Below are 16,167 nucleotides of genomic sequence, written 5' to 3'. Positions count from 1 at the left end.
GTGCCTTTAAAATTGGTTCTTCCTGCAAGCCGGCGGCTTTTTGTTCTTATTTGCATTTTTTAAGAGCCGTAGAAAACTGGACAGGAATATGGTTAATCGTATTTCTGAGGACATTGCGGAAAACAAAGGCAGCTACATTATTATAATTGCCATAAAAGTCGGACAGGTCATCATTAAAAAATTGAATAACTCTAGTATTAAATACGGGGGATACAAAAGTGCGTCCAAATATCTTTCTAGTGGCGACAAATTTAAACATAGGATTTGTTCGGAAAGCAGTACGGTAAAGAGAATTGATTTCCAGAGGAGATAGTCTGCGTTGAATAGGTTGAACACGTTTTCCTTGACTGGTCCATACCCTCACCTTGATCCTGATATTTCCAATGGTTTTATTGAGCACCAGAAGCGTAGCGAGAGCTTGCGCCTTTCGAAATCCTTGAACTTGCAGATTGACGATAACGAGACCACCAGGTAATAGTCGGAAAGGGTTGATGCGGATAAGCGGGTCTTTGCCAACTATGGAAAACTTGATTTCTTTATAGTACGTAACCTCGGGCGGTGATAATGAAACTTGAACTTCCTTACGGCGTAATTCAGCCATAAATCTTCCCCCTCTCGGAATCTAACATTATGATTAACATATTATTAATTAGGGTTAGACTCCGGAACTGCGCATACCTAGACTGCGAAAAGATGAGACATCAGGCTCTAAAGCAAAGTGTATTTAGATGAGGTGTAAGAAATAACTTTTCAGAGACAGCTGCCGGGAACTTACATTCGCGGTTTGAAATCAAGTCTGTGATAAATAATAAGCATACTCCAAAGGGAATTTATACACCGAATCAATCCCGACGCGTTGTTCCCCCTTCAACTTAAGATAAATGGATTTTTGTGGTTTGCCATTGACTTCAATGATCCATAGATCACCATCCCTATCAATGGCTAAGTCAATACCGATTTCCCCCAATAATCCAATTCTTTCGTCTAATAACTGAGCGATCCTTATACTGATTAAGCTGATCTTTTGGTATAAAGACTCATAATCCGAAGAGGGACATGACAAGGCCTCGAGTACTTCATCCATCTCATGGATGCTCTCAGCGCGATTTGTAATATAAAAGTGATAGGGAGCTATTCGGCTTATCCCTTTTGTAATCTTCCAACAGCCGGTCGCTTCTTTTTGCACGAGTATTCTAAAATCAACAACCTTATCATCTACTCTCGCAAAGTAAATCATTCGTTGAATGAGGAACTTTTTTTTTGCAACAAGTTGACCGATTTCTTGGAAAAAGCCGTTCACGTTATAGGACGTGTACAGTGGTGTGAACGTATCTTCATAAATCTTGAATAGGTGTTGTTCTGTCTTTTCAACCATATAGACTTTCTTTCCCTGATTCCCAAAGCAGGGCTTAAGAATTAAAGGCTTCTCTTCTTGGAGTAATCCTCGAAGCTGATCCGGATGATAGATCGATGTCTCAGGCACATATTGATAGAGATCACTGTTTATTAGCTCTGTGTATAACTGCCATTTATCTATTCGGGTTACACGATTGAAGCATTTGTGTGGTCCAAGATAGGTTTCCAAACGTTGAACCATTTGATTCTCTTTTTGATAACAACGGTTGTAGATGGCATCGGGAAATCGAAATCTTCTTTTTATCCACATTTTATTTTCCAAGCATAAACCTCGAATCGTTCGTTTTTTCCAATGAATGTCTTGGGGAGTAAAGGTGAAGAGCCGGACGGGAAGTCTCCCTTTATAGCGTTCATATGTTTGAAGAATTGGTTTGAGATCTTTGCCTTTCGATACCATAATTCCTATCAAAGGGATTTTCTTCATGCATCTAATCACCCACATAAGTCGTTAGTAGACTTTTTAATAGTTTACGCGGACGAGACGCTAAGTGTGTGGGACATATTTGCATGTCTCTGATAATAGGTTTATTGCTAAGAGTCATTTGGCCTCACGGTTTAAGTAGTATGGAAATACAATGAATATTAGGCAACAGACTTCAAAAATAATGAAGAGAGGTGTTTGGTTTGGGAGTTCTCCCCGCAAGGGTGCTTGCCTATGTAACCAATCAAGGAGATAATACAGTTTCCGTCATAGATACGAGAACTGATATGGAGATTCTTCGAATAAGCGTCGGAACGGAACCAACGGGCTTAGCCCTGACTCCTAACCAGAGAAGATTGTATGTGGCCAACAGCGGTGACGGTACGATCTCCGTAATTGACACCTTAACGAACGCCGAGATCCTCCCGCGTATTAATATCGTGTCGTCAGGTATGAGTGTTTCGCCGGATGGTGAACGTTTGTATGCGGCCAATTCGGAAGTAAACATAATATCCGTTATTGATGTAGCTACCAATACCCCGGTTGGTCAACCAATTCCGGTTGGGTTAAATCCTACGAGTATTCTCATATCGCCAGACGGTACAAGAGCTTATGTCGCAAATTCGGGTGAAAATACGGTGTCCGTGCTTAATTTAACGACGAACAGTGAAATCACGCGTATCCCAGTCGGGAATACGCGAGCAGCAGCGACAATAAACCCTAGGCTTCCGCGGGTATATGTAACAAATGTGCAAAGTAACAATCTATCGGTTATCAATACGAACACAAATACTGAAATCCTCCCGCGTATTCCAGTCGGAACTAACCCAATTGTCGCGATATTCATGTCTAATGGAGCCAGAGCCTATGTAACGAACTCACAGAATAACAATTTATCCGTCATCAATACAGCGACGAACTCAGAAATTCTCCCGCGTATTCCAGTGGGTGTCAGGCCATTTACGCTTGCATTTACTCCGGATGGCACACGAGCGTACGTGACAAACCAAGGAGAGAACACGGTATCCGTCGTTGACACTGTAAGGAATGTGGAACTTCCTAGACGTATTCCGGTTGGCAATGTACCCTTTAGCATTCTTATGGCAAGAATTCCGATTAGGTAACCCAATGCAATAAGCAGGACGTGATGATTAAGACTCACCTAACGCTATGTACGACTTACTATTATTAAACATAACGAATAGATCATCCATTGGAAGGCGTTTTATGGATGGTCTATTCGTTATTCAAAGATGATTCAACTAACGGATAACGATAGTTGAATAACATATGGATGAGCAGGCGCTGCGGTGACCTGCTCATTTTAATATGCTAACTGGCAGGATAGTTTAATGGATGCGCGAAATATTTAAAATGTTGAAGTGTTTGCGAAGTTCGCAAGGAGCATGACCTGATAATAAAATAGATCTTGTTTTCAAGGAGGTAAAACATGGATTACACTTTATTGATTGAAGCGGCATTAAAGATGAAACGATGGCCTAAAGATACCATAGCGGCAGGTCGTCGTCATACCGTTGGTCTTAAATCGGACGGAACGGTGACGGCTGTGGGAGATAATAAATATGGCCAATGTGATGTAAGCGGCTGGCGCGATATTGTGGCGGTTGCGGCTGGTAATGTTCATATGGCGACGAACACGGGTAATGCTCATTCAATCGGTCTTAAATCGGACGGAACGGTGACGGCTGTGGGTTGGAATAAGCATGACCAATGCGAGGTAAACGATTGGCGCGATATTGTAGAGGTTGCGGCGGGTTGGCGTCGTACCGTCGGTCTTAAATCGGATGGCACGGTGGTGGCTGTGGGTCGAAATAATGAAGGCCAATGCAATGTAAGCGGCTGGCGTGATATGGTGGCGGTAGCAACAGGTGACTGGCATACCGTCGGTCTTAAATCGGACGGCACGGTGACTATTGTGGGTAATAATCGGTATGGCCAATGTAATGTAAGCGACTGGCGCGACATAGTCGCGGCAGTGGCGGGTTACCTTCATACCGTCGGGCTTAAATCGGACGGAACGGTGGCGGCTGTGGGTTGGAATAAGCATGACCAATGCGAGGTAAGTGGCTGGCGCGGTATTGTGGCGATAGCGGCGGGTAGTAATCATACAATCGGGCTTAAATCGGACGGCACGGTGGCGGCTGTGGGTTGGAATGAGCATGGCCAATGCAATGTAAGTGGCTGGCACGATATTGTGGCGGTTGCGGCGGGTTGCGCGCATACTCTCGGCCTTAAATCGGACGGCACGGTGGTTGCTGTGGGTGATAATGAATATGGCCAATGTGATGTAAGCGGCTGGCGTGGCATCCAACTGCCCGGCAATTAGTTTTCAATATTAATAATACATATAAAGCCTTTAGTCGGTAAGACGTCGTGAATACGGGAATGTTACGAGAAGGTATTAAGCTAACGGGTAGTATAGTTGAAAAAGGAACTTGAATTTATATCTCGAATATCTAATGTAATCGGATAGCTAAAAATTTGATGACAGACAGGAGTTAGATACGATGATAAAAGGTATCGGAGGAATATTTTGGAGAACTAAGAATCTTGAAGTTATAAAAAAATGGTACAGTGAAGTGTTGAAGATTGATATAGAAAATTGGAATGGGACTGTGATAAAACCCCAATCAGGAATTGAGACTATCATTTCTTTCTTTACCGAGAATGACAGTTATTTTCCAACAGAACAACAAGTGATGTTAAATTTCCAAGTACATAATCTAAACGAGACTATTAAGCATCTTGAACATATTGGTGTACCTCTTGCAAAGAAAAAAGAGATTAGTGAATTTGGAAAGTTTATTTGGATTGAAGATCCTGAAGGTCGACTGGTCGAGCTTTGGGAGAAATAACGAGTTGTCATTCAATTGCTATTGAGCTAACGGAGAACAATAGTGAAGATTCGGATGTAAATTAGAATTGGGAGCAAATATGTCCATTAGTATGTATTGAAATTGACATGATAAACAGCACAATCAACAATGGGAATGATTTTTTTACTCGTTTTGATTATTCACGTAGAGGAATGGGATCAAGTGCTTGTCATCTGTCGGGTGACAAGAGCATAGTATCATTGGATGCCGCATTTAATGCGGCATTTTTTTTTGTTATCAAGTTCTTGTCAAATTGCAATGACAAGAACTTAATAACATTCCCGATGAGTGACAAGAACGTTGATTCATTCCCGACATGCGTATTAACGTAAGCCTAAATGCGTTAATCCGTCGCCGGAAAAGGGATGGTATCGGGATATTTTTGAAACGGTAAATTGATTTCAAAACGTGTCGTGTTAATCGTTAGAGAAGAAAGAAAACAAAAATTATTTACCATGGAATCGAAAACCTCTGGAGCGTGCTTTTCCAATTTAGCGTACCCGTCAATACGAGTGTAATGAAATAGATGAGCAAGGACCAGACAATTGAAACGATTACGCTCCATAACAGCGGCAGGCCTTGGACGGTAAGATAGTTATAGGCCCAGTGCCCGCATATCGCCATCAGCATCATACAGATCCCAACCTTGATATAAGGACGAATACTCCAGTAAATTCCGATCGAGCCTGAGATCGAAAAGAAGTTTAGCAGTGTTTGCATAACAATTCCGATTCCGATGCCGTACGCGATGCCGATAATGCCGAATTGACTGCCGAACACGAAGATCGAGACAGCTTTGAAAATCGTTGCTACCACGTAGTTCCACAGTGTAGCTTTCGCTCGGCCGAGACCGAGCAGGATCGCGTGCAGCGGTGCGTCAAAATAATGCAAAAAAAACAACGGCGCCAATATTTTGAGTAGCAATCCTGCTTCCGGTGCGTTGTATACAAGCGTTGTAAGTGGAGTTGCCCACTCGAATAGGATGACGGTCGCCGGCGCGCCGATCAGAAGTCCTAAGCTTAGCGCCTGATTCATCCTCTTATGCATAAGCAGACTGTTCTTGTTCGCCGCTGCTTCGCCAATCGCAGGAATGAGAGCGGTGGACAAGGACTGCGTAATGAAGCTTGGCATGAACAGCAGTGGAAACACATAACCGGCCAGCAGGCCGAATTGCTTCGTGGCCAACACTGTGCCAATGCCGGCCAGCGCCAGGCTGGATGTAATGAGAAGCGGTTGGAAGGTGCTGTATAACGAATGAATAACGCCATGCCCGGTCGTCGGCAGACCGATCTGTAGCAGCTCTCCGAGTGTGCTTCTTCCTTGCTTCATGTGGCTCGCCCATGTCTCGCCCGGCATCTTCGATTCGCCGTACAGTTTGTAGCTTGCCACCAGAAATAAGAGGCTGATCGCTTCGCTGACGACTGATGCAGCCATTGCGCCCGCAGCCGCATAGGCGATGCCGAAAGGCAGCAATAGGTGCACCAATGCAAGGACACAGGCGATTTGCACCGTATGCTCGAGCACATCGGAGGTGGCGATGGTCTTCATCTGCTGCATGCCGCGGAAGTATCCTTTTAACACCGCGGAGACAGCGACAATCGGCGCGATCGGCGTAATCGCGAGCATCGCATAATAGGCGCGTTGATCGCTCAGCAGGATGGATGCGATCCATTCGGATCCTAGTAGTGAAATGAACGTAAGCGCTATGCTCAAGATGCCGGTGACGGCTAGCGACACGTGCAGGATACGCCTCACTTTCAATCGTTCGCCTCGGGCGTGGGCCTCCGCGACCAGCTTTGAAATTGCCACAGGCAATCCAAGCTCCGTAATCGTAATGACGAGAGGGACGAGTGGATGCGCCATCATCAATAGGCCGATTCCCTCCGCGCCCAGTACACGCGCAATATACATGCCGCTGATAAAGCCGAGAATACGGTTGATGAAAGCAGCGACAGACAAGACTAGCGTTCCTCTCATGAACGATTGCCCTTGATGCACCATTGGCTTGTTTCCTCCTGTTTATATAATACTTAAATATGTATTCAACATTTGGAAAAGCATGCGAACGAGCTGGTGTTAGACTCATTTATGAACAAGCAATGTTATGCAACGGCGCAGAAAGCTATACTGTCAGAGGACAAGAACATCTATGCATTGGAAACCGCGTAAACAACGGTTTTTTTGTTGTAAGGATATGTGTTCTTGTCCAACTCCAAGCTCCGTAACAATCCATTTGGGCTGTGTCATATTTCATTTTCAACCTAAGAAGAAGGATAGGATGAATATTCTTGTCTTTTAAGGATATATGTTCTTGTCCTCCGACATATATGTCGAGTGACAAGAACATATATCTCATTTCCGATTGTATCCATGAAGCGAACGATTTATTAAGGGACGCTTTCGCCCCTCACTTACATATGTCGCAGGAAAATTTCGTTTGTGACACGATAAGAGATTTAATATAATAAAATTTATAAGAATTTTTAGGAGGTATGATTCCATGACTACGGATTTAAAACGCGACATAATCGCTATTGCTCTAGTCGTGGTGATTATTGGCGGAATCACCTTTAAAACCTATATGCCCGACGCATTCGCAAGCAAGCCCGCTATGACTTTAACTTTTGATGACGCAAGTAAGCGCCTAGAGCGATTTATTTCGTGGAACGGAACGTATATAACCCGCTTCGATAGCCACGCCCTTGAGTCTGTCGTATATGAAGCCTTAGCACACATGGTAAATGATTACGGGGCAGCGAATGATATCCTATATGTAGCAGAATTAGTGGAGAAATTTAATGACGGTGGGAACTTGGATAATTTACGCGAAGCGTTAATGATAGTGAACGATATAAGAGAGCGAAATGTATAGATAAGACCCCGCTAACTTATGCGGGGTTTTTCTTTTATTACGGTATAGGTCGCGGAATCATACGCTAGTATTCGAACCATTCGAAGCGGCAGCCTCGTTCTAACGGATAGACGCCCCACACCTTAGCCAGCAGGCGGCGAGTGTAGGAGGACATGAACCGTGAACCACCGAACTTGTCATATTTGAAGTACGAACTCACGGCAGCTAACAATATTCAGTGAAAATACTGGAATCAGATTTCACTGTATCGGGGGAACTTGGTGCTAAGAATACCGATACTTGCAGATCAAATTTTGTGTGTTGCGTGTAATATCTGCAGAAGGGAGATTCTGATCCTCTTCTACAAACGGACCGTATTAACAAGCTGAGCGACTACTCGCACCGTTATTCGATGGCTCGACGAGTCATGTTATTATAGGATGTCCCGAAACGACAAAAATCAAAAATCCCTTGCGACCTTTGAGACGGTCGTAAGGGATTTTTTTTTCGGTTCGAGGACCTCTAGTCCAGATGCAGATAGAAAGTCGTCGATTCCCCAAGCTCGCTCTTCGCGTAAAGCTTGCCGCCGTGCTGATCGACGATGGATTTGGCAATGGCAAGGCCCAGTCCATGACCGCCTTGGGCACGGGAGCGGGAAGAGTCCATCCGATAGAATCGGTCGAAGATCCGGTGCAAGTGCTCCGAGGCAATGCCTTCGCCCGTGTTCGTAACCGACAGGACGATATCCTGATGCTGTTTTTTCAGCGCAATCTCGATCGATCCGCGCGGACCCGCGTATTTGATGGCATTGTCGAGCAAGATCATGATGACCTGCTTGATCTGCTCGCTGCTGCCGTTCACTGTCAATCCGGGCTCAATATCATAGTCGAGTTGGAGCTCCTTCTCAAAAATAACGGCTTCCATCGTCAGCATAATCGTCTCCACCGCTTCGCTCAGGTCGAACTCGGCGCGCATCATTGCGGAACGCGAATCCTCCATTTCGGTCAGATAGAGGAGATCGCCCGTAAGCTTGGCCATGCGAAGCGTCTCCTGCTTAATGACATGCAGCCACTTGGCTTGGTTCACGATCGTATCCTCGCTGTTGGCGAGCAGCACGTCTGCGTTGGTCTGAATGACTGCAAGAGGGGTCTTTAATTCGTGGGAAGCGTCGGCGATAAACTGCTTCTGCTTCTCGAACGCCTCCTTAACCGGAGCGATGGATCGGCTGGCGAAATAACGGCTGATGAAATAAATGACAACGAGCATAACGAGAGCGACGGCCCCGAACGTATAAATCAAATTTGTCAGAATGCCCTGCTGCGCGGTGATATCCATGAAGACGAACATGCTGCCGGCAGCAGCGGTCCGTTGAACGATGAACGCCCATTCATTGCCGTCCAGCTTGAGTTGGCCGGCCGTTTTCCCCGTAGCTAGTGCCTTCTCGAGTGCCTCTTGGTAGAAGGACTCCTCCATATCAAACCGCGAGTCGGTGCTCGTTAACGTGCCGGAGCTGTCCGCTTCCAGCTTGAACGATACGGACCGTTCGGGTCGCCAGCCGTCGTCTTCCATGCCTGCAGGTGGCTCGCCCTGGAACTCATCCGGAGGTGATGCGCCGTCATCTTCCGGATCGAACCGTCGAGGTCCGTCCTGCTGTTTATGATAAAATTCCGAAACTTGATGAAGCTCCATATCGATGTCGCGTTTCACGTCTTGAAAGGTGATGGCATAGATGGCTGTGAAAGCAGCCAGCATCATGACGGTGATCGTGATCAGGTTCAGTAAGAGAAATCGGTTTTTGAGCTTTTTGAACATGCTACTCACGTCACCTCCAGGATGTATCCAACGCCCCTGATCGTTGAAATCTTCACGGACGAATGGAGGAAGGTCAGCTTCTTCCGCAGGAAAGAGATGTACACCTCCACATTGTTGTATTCCGCATTCGAATCGAAGCCCCACAGTTTTTCGATAATTTGCTCCTTCGACGTGACGGCCAGCTTCCGCGTCACAAGCAGCTCGAGCAGCTCGCTTTCCTTCAAGTTCAGTTTCAATTCCTTGCCCTTGACGGTCAGCTTCAATAGAGTCGTATTCAGCTCAATATCCCCGAACGTCAGCGCGTCCTCCGGGACGACCTCTCCCTTACGCCTCAGCGCAGCCCGTATGCGGGCCAGCAACTCCTCGGTCGAGAAAGGTTTGGCTATATAGTCATCCGCGCCGTAATCGAGCCCGGTTACTTTGTCCGTAATTTCGCCTTTGGCCGTGAGCAGGATGACCGGCGTCGCCGCGCCTTCGCCCCTCAGCTTGCGGAGCACGGCGAAGCCGTCCATCTCCGGCATCATGACATCGAGCAGCAGGAGATCGTAGATGCCACTCAGCGCGTAATCGTAAGCGGATCTGCCGTCGTGGACGATATCCACGGAGTAGTTCTGCTTCTTCAATAATTGGGATAAGGCTTCCGCCAAATGTATTTCGTCTTCCGCGATCAAAATTCGCATCGTCTGTTCATCCTTTGTTGTTTTTCTAGACTTGTTATCCCCATTATAGCAAGCGAACCTTTAGCCAACCTTAACTTTTTTCGTTCGATCGCTTCCGGTCGCTATATATAGGAAACGCGATTTTTTTAAGAAAATGTAAATCGATTTAAGATTCATTAAAGGTTGGGGGACTAAGATACAGACATGAGAGATGAGACCACAGCGAACCACAGAAAGGAATGAAACAAGGATGGCGATTGAGGTGTTCAACCGGTACGAGAACAAATACTTGCTGGACCATGATGCGTACCTTCGATTCTATAGCGACCTGCTTGATTATATGGAGCTTGACGACTATAACAAGCAGCATGAATTTTATTCGATCAGTAACCTTTACTTCGATACTCCACATGATTCGCTCATCCGGACGAGCCTGTCGAAGCCGAAATACAAGGAGAAGCTTCGGTTGAGAGCGTACGGCGTGCCAAGCAGCGACGCGAAGGTGTACCTGGAGATGAAAAAGAAGGTATTCGGTCTCGTCAACAAACGAAGGACGGGGCTGAAGTTGAACGAAGCGTACGAGTTCGTGCGAACCGGGATCGAGCCAATATTCCAGCCTTACATGAACAAGCAGGTGATCGAGGAAATCAAATATTTCCTCTGCCGCTACGAGCTCGAACCGAAGGTGTATCTGGCTTACGAGCGGAAGGCGATGTTTAGCAAGGAGAGCCGAGACCTTCGCATCACGTTCGACACGAACATCCGCCATCGCCGGTACGATCTGGGATTGGAGCTTGGCGATCATGGTGAGCTTCTCGACCCGGCCAATATGTGGCTGATGGAAGTAAAGGCGGAGAATACGATTCCGCTATGGCTGTCGCGGCTGTTATCGGAGCACGGATTGTACCGCACTAGTTTCTCCAAATATGGTAACGAATACAAGAAGACGGTAAGACACGGCAACGCGCAACCGACGTTGCGGGCGCAAACAACACCGATTACGCAAACGGCAAAAACAACACCATTTATATAAAGAGAGCGTGTACTCTATGTTTGATTTCGAAACCTTGTTCAATCCGACCACCACGACAACTACGATGACGCTTGGCAGTTCGATCGTCACGATCCTGATCGCCATCGCCCTCGGCGCCATTATCAGTTTCACTTACATGAAGACGAGCCCGACCGGCTATTCGCAAAATTTCACGCTAACGATGATCATTTTGCCCACAATCGTCGCCATTATTATTCTCCTGATCGGCAGCAATATTGCCCGAGCGTTCAGCCTTGCGGGAGCCTTCTCCATCATCCGGTTCCGAAGCGCGCCCGGCGATCCGAAGGATATCGCGTACGTCCTGTTCACGATGGCGGCCGGTCTGGCTTGCGGAGTAGGCGCCTTCGGCTACGCGGTATTGTTCACTTTAATCCTTTGCGGCTTGATGTTCATCTTGAGCAAAACTAACTTCGGAGCGAGAAAGTCGGCTCAGAAGCTGCTTAAAGTCACGATTCCGGAAAGTCTAGGCTACGAAGAAGCATTCGCCGAAGTATTCGCTACGTTTGGTGTTGCGCATGAACTGAAAAAAATCCGCACGACCGAACTTGGCAGCTTGTATGAGCTCGTCTACACCGTTACGTTGGATCAGAACATGAACCAGAAAGAGTTCCTCGACGCGATTCGATGCCGCAATGGCAACTTGGATTTGTCCCTGACGATGGTCCCTACGGTTCAAGCCGAGTATTAATGCAATAACAATTACAATTCGGAAGGAAGATCAATATGAAAAAGACGAAATTAAAACATTATATAGGCGTAATCGCTTTGTGCACGGTGCTGCTGACTTCGGCCTGCAGCAATGGCGGCAATAATACGGCGGCATCCGGCAATGCGGCGGCCGTGGAGACCGCTTCGACGGATCAGCAGACGGATACGGCAGCGGTTGTGACAACTGAGTTGTCGATGGACGAACTCGCGGAGTTCGACGATGAAGACTACAACACGGATTGGAGCGAAGACAGCTCGACGAAGATTGTTTTTAACGGCACATCGGCTAGCGTGACGGGAGCCGGAGCCGCAGCAGGCGAAGGCGGTTCGGTGAGCATAACGGAAGCCGGAACATACGTATTAAGCGGCACACTGAACGACGGCCAGTTGACGGTAAACGTGCCGGACGGCACGGTACACCTGGTCTTGAACGGCGTGGAACTGCATGATAACGACAGTGCTCCGCTGTATATCGTGGAAGCGGGCAAGGTTGTTATGACGCTGCAAGAAGGCACGGAAAACAAGCTGTCGGACGGCACGAACTACGTTTATGCCGATGCGACCGCCGAAGAACCGAACGCAGCCTTGTACAGCAAGGCGGACCTGACGATTAACGGAACGGGCAAGCTGACGGTGGAAGGCAACTTCAACAACGGCATCAACAGCAGAGACGACTTAAAGCTGGTATCGGGTACGATCTCGGTTAAAGCAGTAGACGACGGCGTACTGGGTAAAGACCGCGTGGCTGCTCTGGAAGGCGCCACGCTGACGGTGGAAGCGGGAGGAGACGGAGTGAAAGCGACGAACGCAGAAGAAGAAGGCAAAGGCATTATTGCCATCGGCGGCGGCACGTTCGACATTACGTCCGGCAACGACGCGCTTCAAGCGGAAACATCAATGCTGGTTAACGGCGGTACGTTCTCGCTCATAACTGGCGTCGGCAGCGTGAACGGAGAGACGCATGTCGAAGAGCGCGGCGGCTGGGGCGGCGGTAAACAGGCTGCGCCAGATACGGCAAGCACAGCGTCCAGTACGGATGCGGCGGCAACGGAAGAAGAATCGACAAGTGCCAAAGCGCTGAAAGCAGGTACGGATATTCAAGTAGGAGGTGGCACGTTCGAGATCGACTCTGCGGACGACGCCGTCCACAGCAATGGCAATCTGACGATAGCGGGCGGCGAGCTCATGCTCACAACCGGCGATGACGGCATCCATGCGGATACGGCGGTTACGATAGCTGGCGGGAAGATCAACATTACGAAGAGCTACGAAGGCATCGAAGGCTCCGTCATTACGCTGGCGGGCGGCGAGACGACGGTAACGGCGTCCGACGACGGCGTGAACGTGGGAGGCGGTAACGATGGTTCGTCAGTGAACGGACGTGCGGGACAGAATACGATTACTGACGGAACGCACATGCTGACGATTACCGGTGGCACGTATTACGTGAACGCGACGGGCGACGGACTTGACTCCAACGGTTCGATCGCGATGAGCGGCGGCACGGTAACCGTAAGCGGTCCTACCAATGCGGGCAACGGCTCGCTTGATTACGACGGCACTTTCGAGATGACGGGCGGCTACCTGATCGCCGCGGGCAGCTCGGGCATGGTGCAATCGACTTCCGATACGTCGACGCAGCAATCGGTACTCATGACCTTCCCGCAGACACTGGAAGCTGGAACGATAGTGCGCCTCGAGGACAGCGAAGGAAACGCGATCGCGACGGTCGCTCCGGCAAAGACGTTCCAATCGATCATGATCAGCTCGCCTGACCTGAAGCAAGGCAGCACGTACACCATCTACTCCGGTGGCTCGTCTAGCGGCACCGAAACGAACGGCTTGTATGAGGACGGCGAGTACACGGGCGGTACGAAAGTCGTCAGTTTCGAGATTACGAGCGCCGTGACTTGGGTGAACGAGTCGGGCGTAACGACTGCACAGAGCGGCATGGGTATGGGCGGAGGCAGAGGTGGCATGGGCGGCGGTGAGCGTCCGATGAGAGGCCAGGGCGGTCAGCCCCCGGCTGATGGCACGGTCCCTGAAGCCGCACCGCAAGGAACGACGGACACCGGCACGCAGGTGCAATAAGAAATCACGCGAGATAAGGATTTTGCGAGGACGGGAAGAAGCTGCTCCCAAGCGGATTGACATTATTATTCAAAAAAAAGAAGTTTTTATAGTGAAGTGCTTGATTTAATTTGGTTAATGAGATTGAAAATCGTCAGACTTTAAAATTAACTATTGGACTTGAAAAAAGTCAAACAGCGGCGGACAAAGACTTGAAAAATAAAGTCTGATATGCTCCCCTTACGGTAGACAGGTGAAATAATAAAACCTGTTACTGTGAGGGGAGATTTTTTCATGTCTAGAGGAAAATATTATGCTTTAGAGAAACTCACAATTCTCGAAGAAGTATCAAGCGGGGGAATTGGTTTTCTGGCCGCAGCGAAGAAATATGGGATTAATAAATTAATACTTCATTTCTCTTGAAAATCATATCGGCGAATTAAAACACTGCTCGGTAGTTGTCGTCAAGAACGGATGGATGATCAAAGTACTTTCCGATCTTCAAGCCAGAACGAACTATCATCCTACGATTTGTCATTGTAAAATATATGCTTGGCAGATACGGTTCCACCAGCAAGTTGAAAAATGCCGAACGAATACATGGGCTGCCTCCTCTTATCAGTTGGTGACCCGGGATTAAATACCAGCAGGCCACCTGAGCGCTTAAGTACTGGAATATGAGAATGGCCATAGATCAGCGCATTCAAATGAACATTCTTGAAGGCTTCTAACGCACGCGCTTCCGTATTTATTCTTTTCCCATCACCATGTCCGTGAACGATACCCATTCTTACACCCTCGAACTCAATTTGCCTCTGCAATCCAAACTTCCGGATAATGTCTGCTCCATCATTGTTACCTGCGACACCGTATATCGGGGCGAATGATACCAGATCCTCGTACACGGAAAGGTTTGTCCAATCACCTGCATGAATGATTGCTTTTGCCGTTTTTAGCTCGCGAATCAATCGATCCGGCAGTTTCTTGTTCATTCTGGGCATATGCGTATCAGATACGACGACGATTTTCATCCTCACCGACCTCGATTCCTTGTCTTCATATTCTTCATTCGTATTTCATAATTTCATCAAATAGACCAATAAGACAACAATCCATGCAACAACGAAAAAACCAACTGCTATTGTTTTCTGTCCAGATGTGTAAAGTGCTAAACTAGCCAACGAGAAAACTGCTATCTGAAGCAGGTGACGAACAGGAATGGTAACGGGGTAGGTTGCTTTGGGTGCTATGAAGAGTCCCCAGAACACCGCTATGACAAGTGGCGCTCCAATTCCCAGCGCGAATCTGACGATCCAGCCTCGATTAAAATGGAAACCCCAATATCCTAATGAAAAGAGAGCGGCTAACTCAATTAAAAATAAGATTAATAGCACGACAGATTGAAATAGGATCAACTTTGTTCACCCTCACTTAAAACTAATGTTATTAGCTTTAGTTTAACTAACGGCATTAGTTTTGGCAAGGGATATGAAAATATTCTGTCCATTTCAACATAATAGAAAAACCTATTATTTTGATGATTCCCGTATTATGAAGTAAATGTACGTTCTTGCTCCTTATCTTTTTTATGCTAACTGTTAGTATTCATCAGTGGCTTCGTTTGGATTTTGGAGATGTTTCATTAAAACAGAGGATTTCAGAAGTAAAACATAATTTAAGAATGGCCCGAAATGCCATAAAAGAAGGTGTCGAAGTAAAAACTGTTTCTAAATATCACTGGAATACACTCTAAATATATAGAGATTTTGAAGGAGAAATATTGTTTAGTTAATGACTCAGATTACAACCAGGTATGCAAAAATTTATATGAGTTCAATGTTAGTGCGACATATGGATTACTGAGTCATTGTTGACCCTAATCACGAAGAAAACCGCAGCAAGTTTGAAGCCATTGCCAAACTGCAAGCCCTTGCGGATGAAGCAGAATTGCCTTTGTCCCATCTTGCTATAGCATTTACACTAGCTCCTTCATCGAATACGTATATCATTGTTGGTGCAAGAACAGTGGACCAACTTCGTGTAACGTTAAAGGGCAGTGGAATACGATTAAGCGCCGATGTAAAGAATGCGATCGATGCCATCGTACCACCGGGAGTAACACTTGAAACGTTGGAAAAAGGCTGGAATCCGGTTTGGTTACAAGCGGTCAAACGAAGAATCCTTCGTTAAACCGATCTGAATCATCGTGTACTGCATTGAAAAGAATAAAATCTAGCGCCACGCTTGATTTTATTCTTGTTTTTTCATATCCAGTTTGC

The 16,167-nt window shown here is 47.0% G+C and carries 16 protein-coding genes; 9 read left to right on the top strand and 7 right to left on the bottom strand.

From position 1 onward, the window contains the following. Positions 1–46 precede the first annotated feature (46 nt). Both MRBLPE1_RS18005 and MRBLPE1_RS18000 read right to left on the bottom strand, forming a co-directional pair. A complete protein-coding gene (locus tag MRBLPE1_RS18005; protein ID WP_364147908.1) occupies positions 47–601 on the bottom strand; it encodes a hypothetical protein in 555 nt (184 codons plus the stop codon). 189 nt (positions 602–790) lie between these two features. Further along, positions 791–1,840 carry a YheC/YheD family protein gene (locus MRBLPE1_RS18000; RefSeq protein ID WP_364147905.1) on the bottom strand — a complete coding sequence of 350 codons (1,050 nt, stop codon included), beginning with the start codon at positions 1,838–1,840 and terminating at the stop codon, positions 791–793. 191 nt (positions 1,841–2,031) lie between these two features. Here MRBLPE1_RS18000 and MRBLPE1_RS17995 point away from each other — a divergent pair, with 191 nt between their 5' ends. From MRBLPE1_RS17995 to MRBLPE1_RS17985, 3 genes are all read left to right on the top strand, one after another. Then, positions 2,032–2,961 carry a YncE family protein gene (locus MRBLPE1_RS17995; RefSeq protein ID WP_364147902.1) on the top strand — a complete coding sequence of 310 codons (930 nt, stop codon included), beginning with the start codon at positions 2,032–2,034 and terminating at the stop codon, positions 2,959–2,961. Between the two features lie 326 nt (positions 2,962–3,287). Further along, positions 3,288–4,184, top strand: coding sequence for an RCC1 domain-containing protein (locus tag MRBLPE1_RS17990; protein ID WP_364147900.1), 897 nt, complete (start codon positions 3,288–3,290; stop codon positions 4,182–4,184). A gap of 181 nt (positions 4,185–4,365) precedes the next feature. Then, positions 4,366–4,713 (top strand): VOC family protein, encoded by a 348-nt coding sequence (locus MRBLPE1_RS17985; RefSeq protein WP_364147897.1) that lies wholly within the window; start codon positions 4,366–4,368, stop codon positions 4,711–4,713. Between the two features lie 471 nt (positions 4,714–5,184). On the opposite strand, the gene spoVB is transcribed toward MRBLPE1_RS17985, so the two are convergent. Then, the gene (gene spoVB, locus MRBLPE1_RS17980; protein WP_364147894.1) at positions 5,185–6,735 is read right to left on the bottom strand and encodes a stage V sporulation protein B; all 1,551 of its coding nucleotides are present in this window, start codon (positions 6,733–6,735) and stop codon (positions 5,185–5,187) included. A 499-nt stretch (positions 6,736–7,234) separates the two neighbouring features. Between spoVB and MRBLPE1_RS17975 the strand changes: the two genes are divergently transcribed. Beyond that, entirely contained in the window at positions 7,235–7,606 is a 372-nt protein-coding gene (locus tag MRBLPE1_RS17975; protein ID WP_364147891.1) for a hypothetical protein, read from the top strand. Between the two features lie 501 nt (positions 7,607–8,107). Here the strand turns inward: MRBLPE1_RS17975 and MRBLPE1_RS17970 are convergent. Further along, the gene (locus MRBLPE1_RS17970) at positions 8,108–9,397 is read right to left on the bottom strand and encodes a sensor histidine kinase (protein WP_364147888.1); all 1,290 of its coding nucleotides are present in this window, start codon (positions 9,395–9,397) and stop codon (positions 8,108–8,110) included. Between the two features lie 5 nt (positions 9,398–9,402). Further along, on the bottom strand, positions 9,403–10,077 hold the full coding sequence (locus MRBLPE1_RS17965) for a response regulator transcription factor (protein ID WP_364147885.1): 675 nt from the start codon (positions 10,075–10,077) through the stop codon (positions 9,403–9,405). Between the two features lie 229 nt (positions 10,078–10,306). On the opposite strand from MRBLPE1_RS17965, the gene MRBLPE1_RS17960 reads away from it, so the two are divergent. From MRBLPE1_RS17960 to MRBLPE1_RS17945, 4 genes are all read left to right on the top strand, one after another. Continuing rightward, positions 10,307–11,089: a polyphosphate polymerase domain-containing protein gene (locus MRBLPE1_RS17960; protein WP_364147882.1), complete on the top strand. Its 783-nt coding sequence runs from the start codon at positions 10,307–10,309 to the stop codon at positions 11,087–11,089. 16 nt (positions 11,090–11,105) lie between these two features. Then, positions 11,106–11,798 carry a DUF4956 domain-containing protein gene (locus MRBLPE1_RS17955; RefSeq protein ID WP_364147879.1) on the top strand — a complete coding sequence of 231 codons (693 nt, stop codon included), beginning with the start codon at positions 11,106–11,108 and terminating at the stop codon, positions 11,796–11,798. Between the two features lie 35 nt (positions 11,799–11,833). Beyond that, positions 11,834–13,909 carry a carbohydrate-binding domain-containing protein gene (locus MRBLPE1_RS17950; RefSeq protein WP_364147876.1) on the top strand — a complete coding sequence of 692 codons (2,076 nt, stop codon included), beginning with the start codon at positions 11,834–11,836 and terminating at the stop codon, positions 13,907–13,909. Positions 13,910–14,182: 273 nt separating this feature from the next. Then, complete coding sequence (locus MRBLPE1_RS17945) at positions 14,183–14,311, top strand: hypothetical protein (RefSeq protein WP_364147873.1); 129 nt, start codon at positions 14,183–14,185, stop codon at positions 14,309–14,311. Positions 14,312–14,412: 101 nt separating this feature from the next. On the opposite strand, the gene MRBLPE1_RS17940 is transcribed toward MRBLPE1_RS17945, so the two are convergent. Both MRBLPE1_RS17940 and MRBLPE1_RS17935 read right to left on the bottom strand, forming a co-directional pair. Further along, on the bottom strand, positions 14,413–14,919 hold the full coding sequence (locus MRBLPE1_RS17940; protein WP_364149725.1) for a metallophosphoesterase family protein: 507 nt from the start codon (positions 14,917–14,919) through the stop codon (positions 14,413–14,415). 45 nt (positions 14,920–14,964) lie between these two features. Beyond that, positions 14,965–15,282 (bottom strand): YrdB family protein, encoded by a 318-nt coding sequence (locus MRBLPE1_RS17935; protein ID WP_364149724.1) that lies wholly within the window; start codon positions 15,280–15,282, stop codon positions 14,965–14,967. A 472-nt stretch (positions 15,283–15,754) separates the two neighbouring features. Here MRBLPE1_RS17935 and MRBLPE1_RS17930 point away from each other — a divergent pair, with 472 nt between their 5' ends. Continuing rightward, entirely contained in the window at positions 15,755–16,078 is a 324-nt protein-coding gene (locus MRBLPE1_RS17930) for an aldo/keto reductase (protein WP_414698908.1), read from the top strand. The last annotated feature ends 89 nt before the right edge of the window (positions 16,079–16,167 follow it).

The sequence above is a fragment of the Paenibacillus sp. LPE1-1-1.1 genome (assembly GCF_040676435.1).
Lineage (GTDB): Bacteria > Bacillota > Bacilli > Paenibacillales > Paenibacillaceae > Pristimantibacillus.
The sequence above is the reverse complement of the archived record's forward strand: the minus strand, read 5'-3'. Positions and strand labels throughout refer to the sequence as shown.

What these genes read in the sequence shown, in the direction of transcription:
- MRBLPE1_RS17975 (WP_364147891.1), top strand. Translation starts at nt 7,235, where the DNA reads ATGACTACGGATTTAAAACGCGACATAATCGCTATTGCTCTAGTCGTG.
- MRBLPE1_RS17970 (WP_364147888.1), bottom strand. Translation starts at nt 9,397, where the DNA reads ATGTTCAAAAAGCTCAAAAACCGATTTCTCTTACTGAACCTGATCACG.
- MRBLPE1_RS18000 (WP_364147905.1), bottom strand. Translation starts at nt 1,840, where the DNA reads ATGAAGAAAATCCCTTTGATAGGAATTATGGTATCGAAAGGCAAAGAT.
- spoVB (WP_364147894.1), bottom strand. Translation starts at nt 6,735, where the DNA reads ATGGTGCATCAAGGGCAATCGTTCATGAGAGGAACGCTAGTCTTGTCT.
- MRBLPE1_RS17965 (WP_364147885.1), bottom strand. Translation starts at nt 10,077, where the DNA reads ATGCGAATTTTGATCGCGGAAGACGAAATACATTTGGCGGAAGCCTTA.
- MRBLPE1_RS17990 (WP_364147900.1), top strand. Translation starts at nt 3,288, where the DNA reads ATGGATTACACTTTATTGATTGAAGCGGCATTAAAGATGAAACGATGG.
- MRBLPE1_RS17950 (WP_364147876.1), top strand. Translation starts at nt 11,834, where the DNA reads ATGAAAAAGACGAAATTAAAACATTATATAGGCGTAATCGCTTTGTGC.
- MRBLPE1_RS17945 (WP_364147873.1), top strand. Translation starts at nt 14,183, where the DNA reads ATGTCTAGAGGAAAATATTATGCTTTAGAGAAACTCACAATTCTCGAA.
- MRBLPE1_RS17940 (WP_364149725.1), bottom strand. Translation starts at nt 14,919, where the DNA reads ATGAAAATCGTCGTCGTATCTGATACGCATATGCCCAGAATGAACAAG.
- MRBLPE1_RS17955 (WP_364147879.1), top strand. Translation starts at nt 11,106, where the DNA reads ATGTTTGATTTCGAAACCTTGTTCAATCCGACCACCACGACAACTACG.
- MRBLPE1_RS18005 (WP_364147908.1), bottom strand. Translation starts at nt 601, where the DNA reads ATGGCTGAATTACGCCGTAAGGAAGTTCAAGTTTCATTATCACCGCCC.
- MRBLPE1_RS17985 (WP_364147897.1), top strand. Translation starts at nt 4,366, where the DNA reads ATGATAAAAGGTATCGGAGGAATATTTTGGAGAACTAAGAATCTTGAA.
- MRBLPE1_RS17960 (WP_364147882.1), top strand. Translation starts at nt 10,307, where the DNA reads ATGGCGATTGAGGTGTTCAACCGGTACGAGAACAAATACTTGCTGGAC.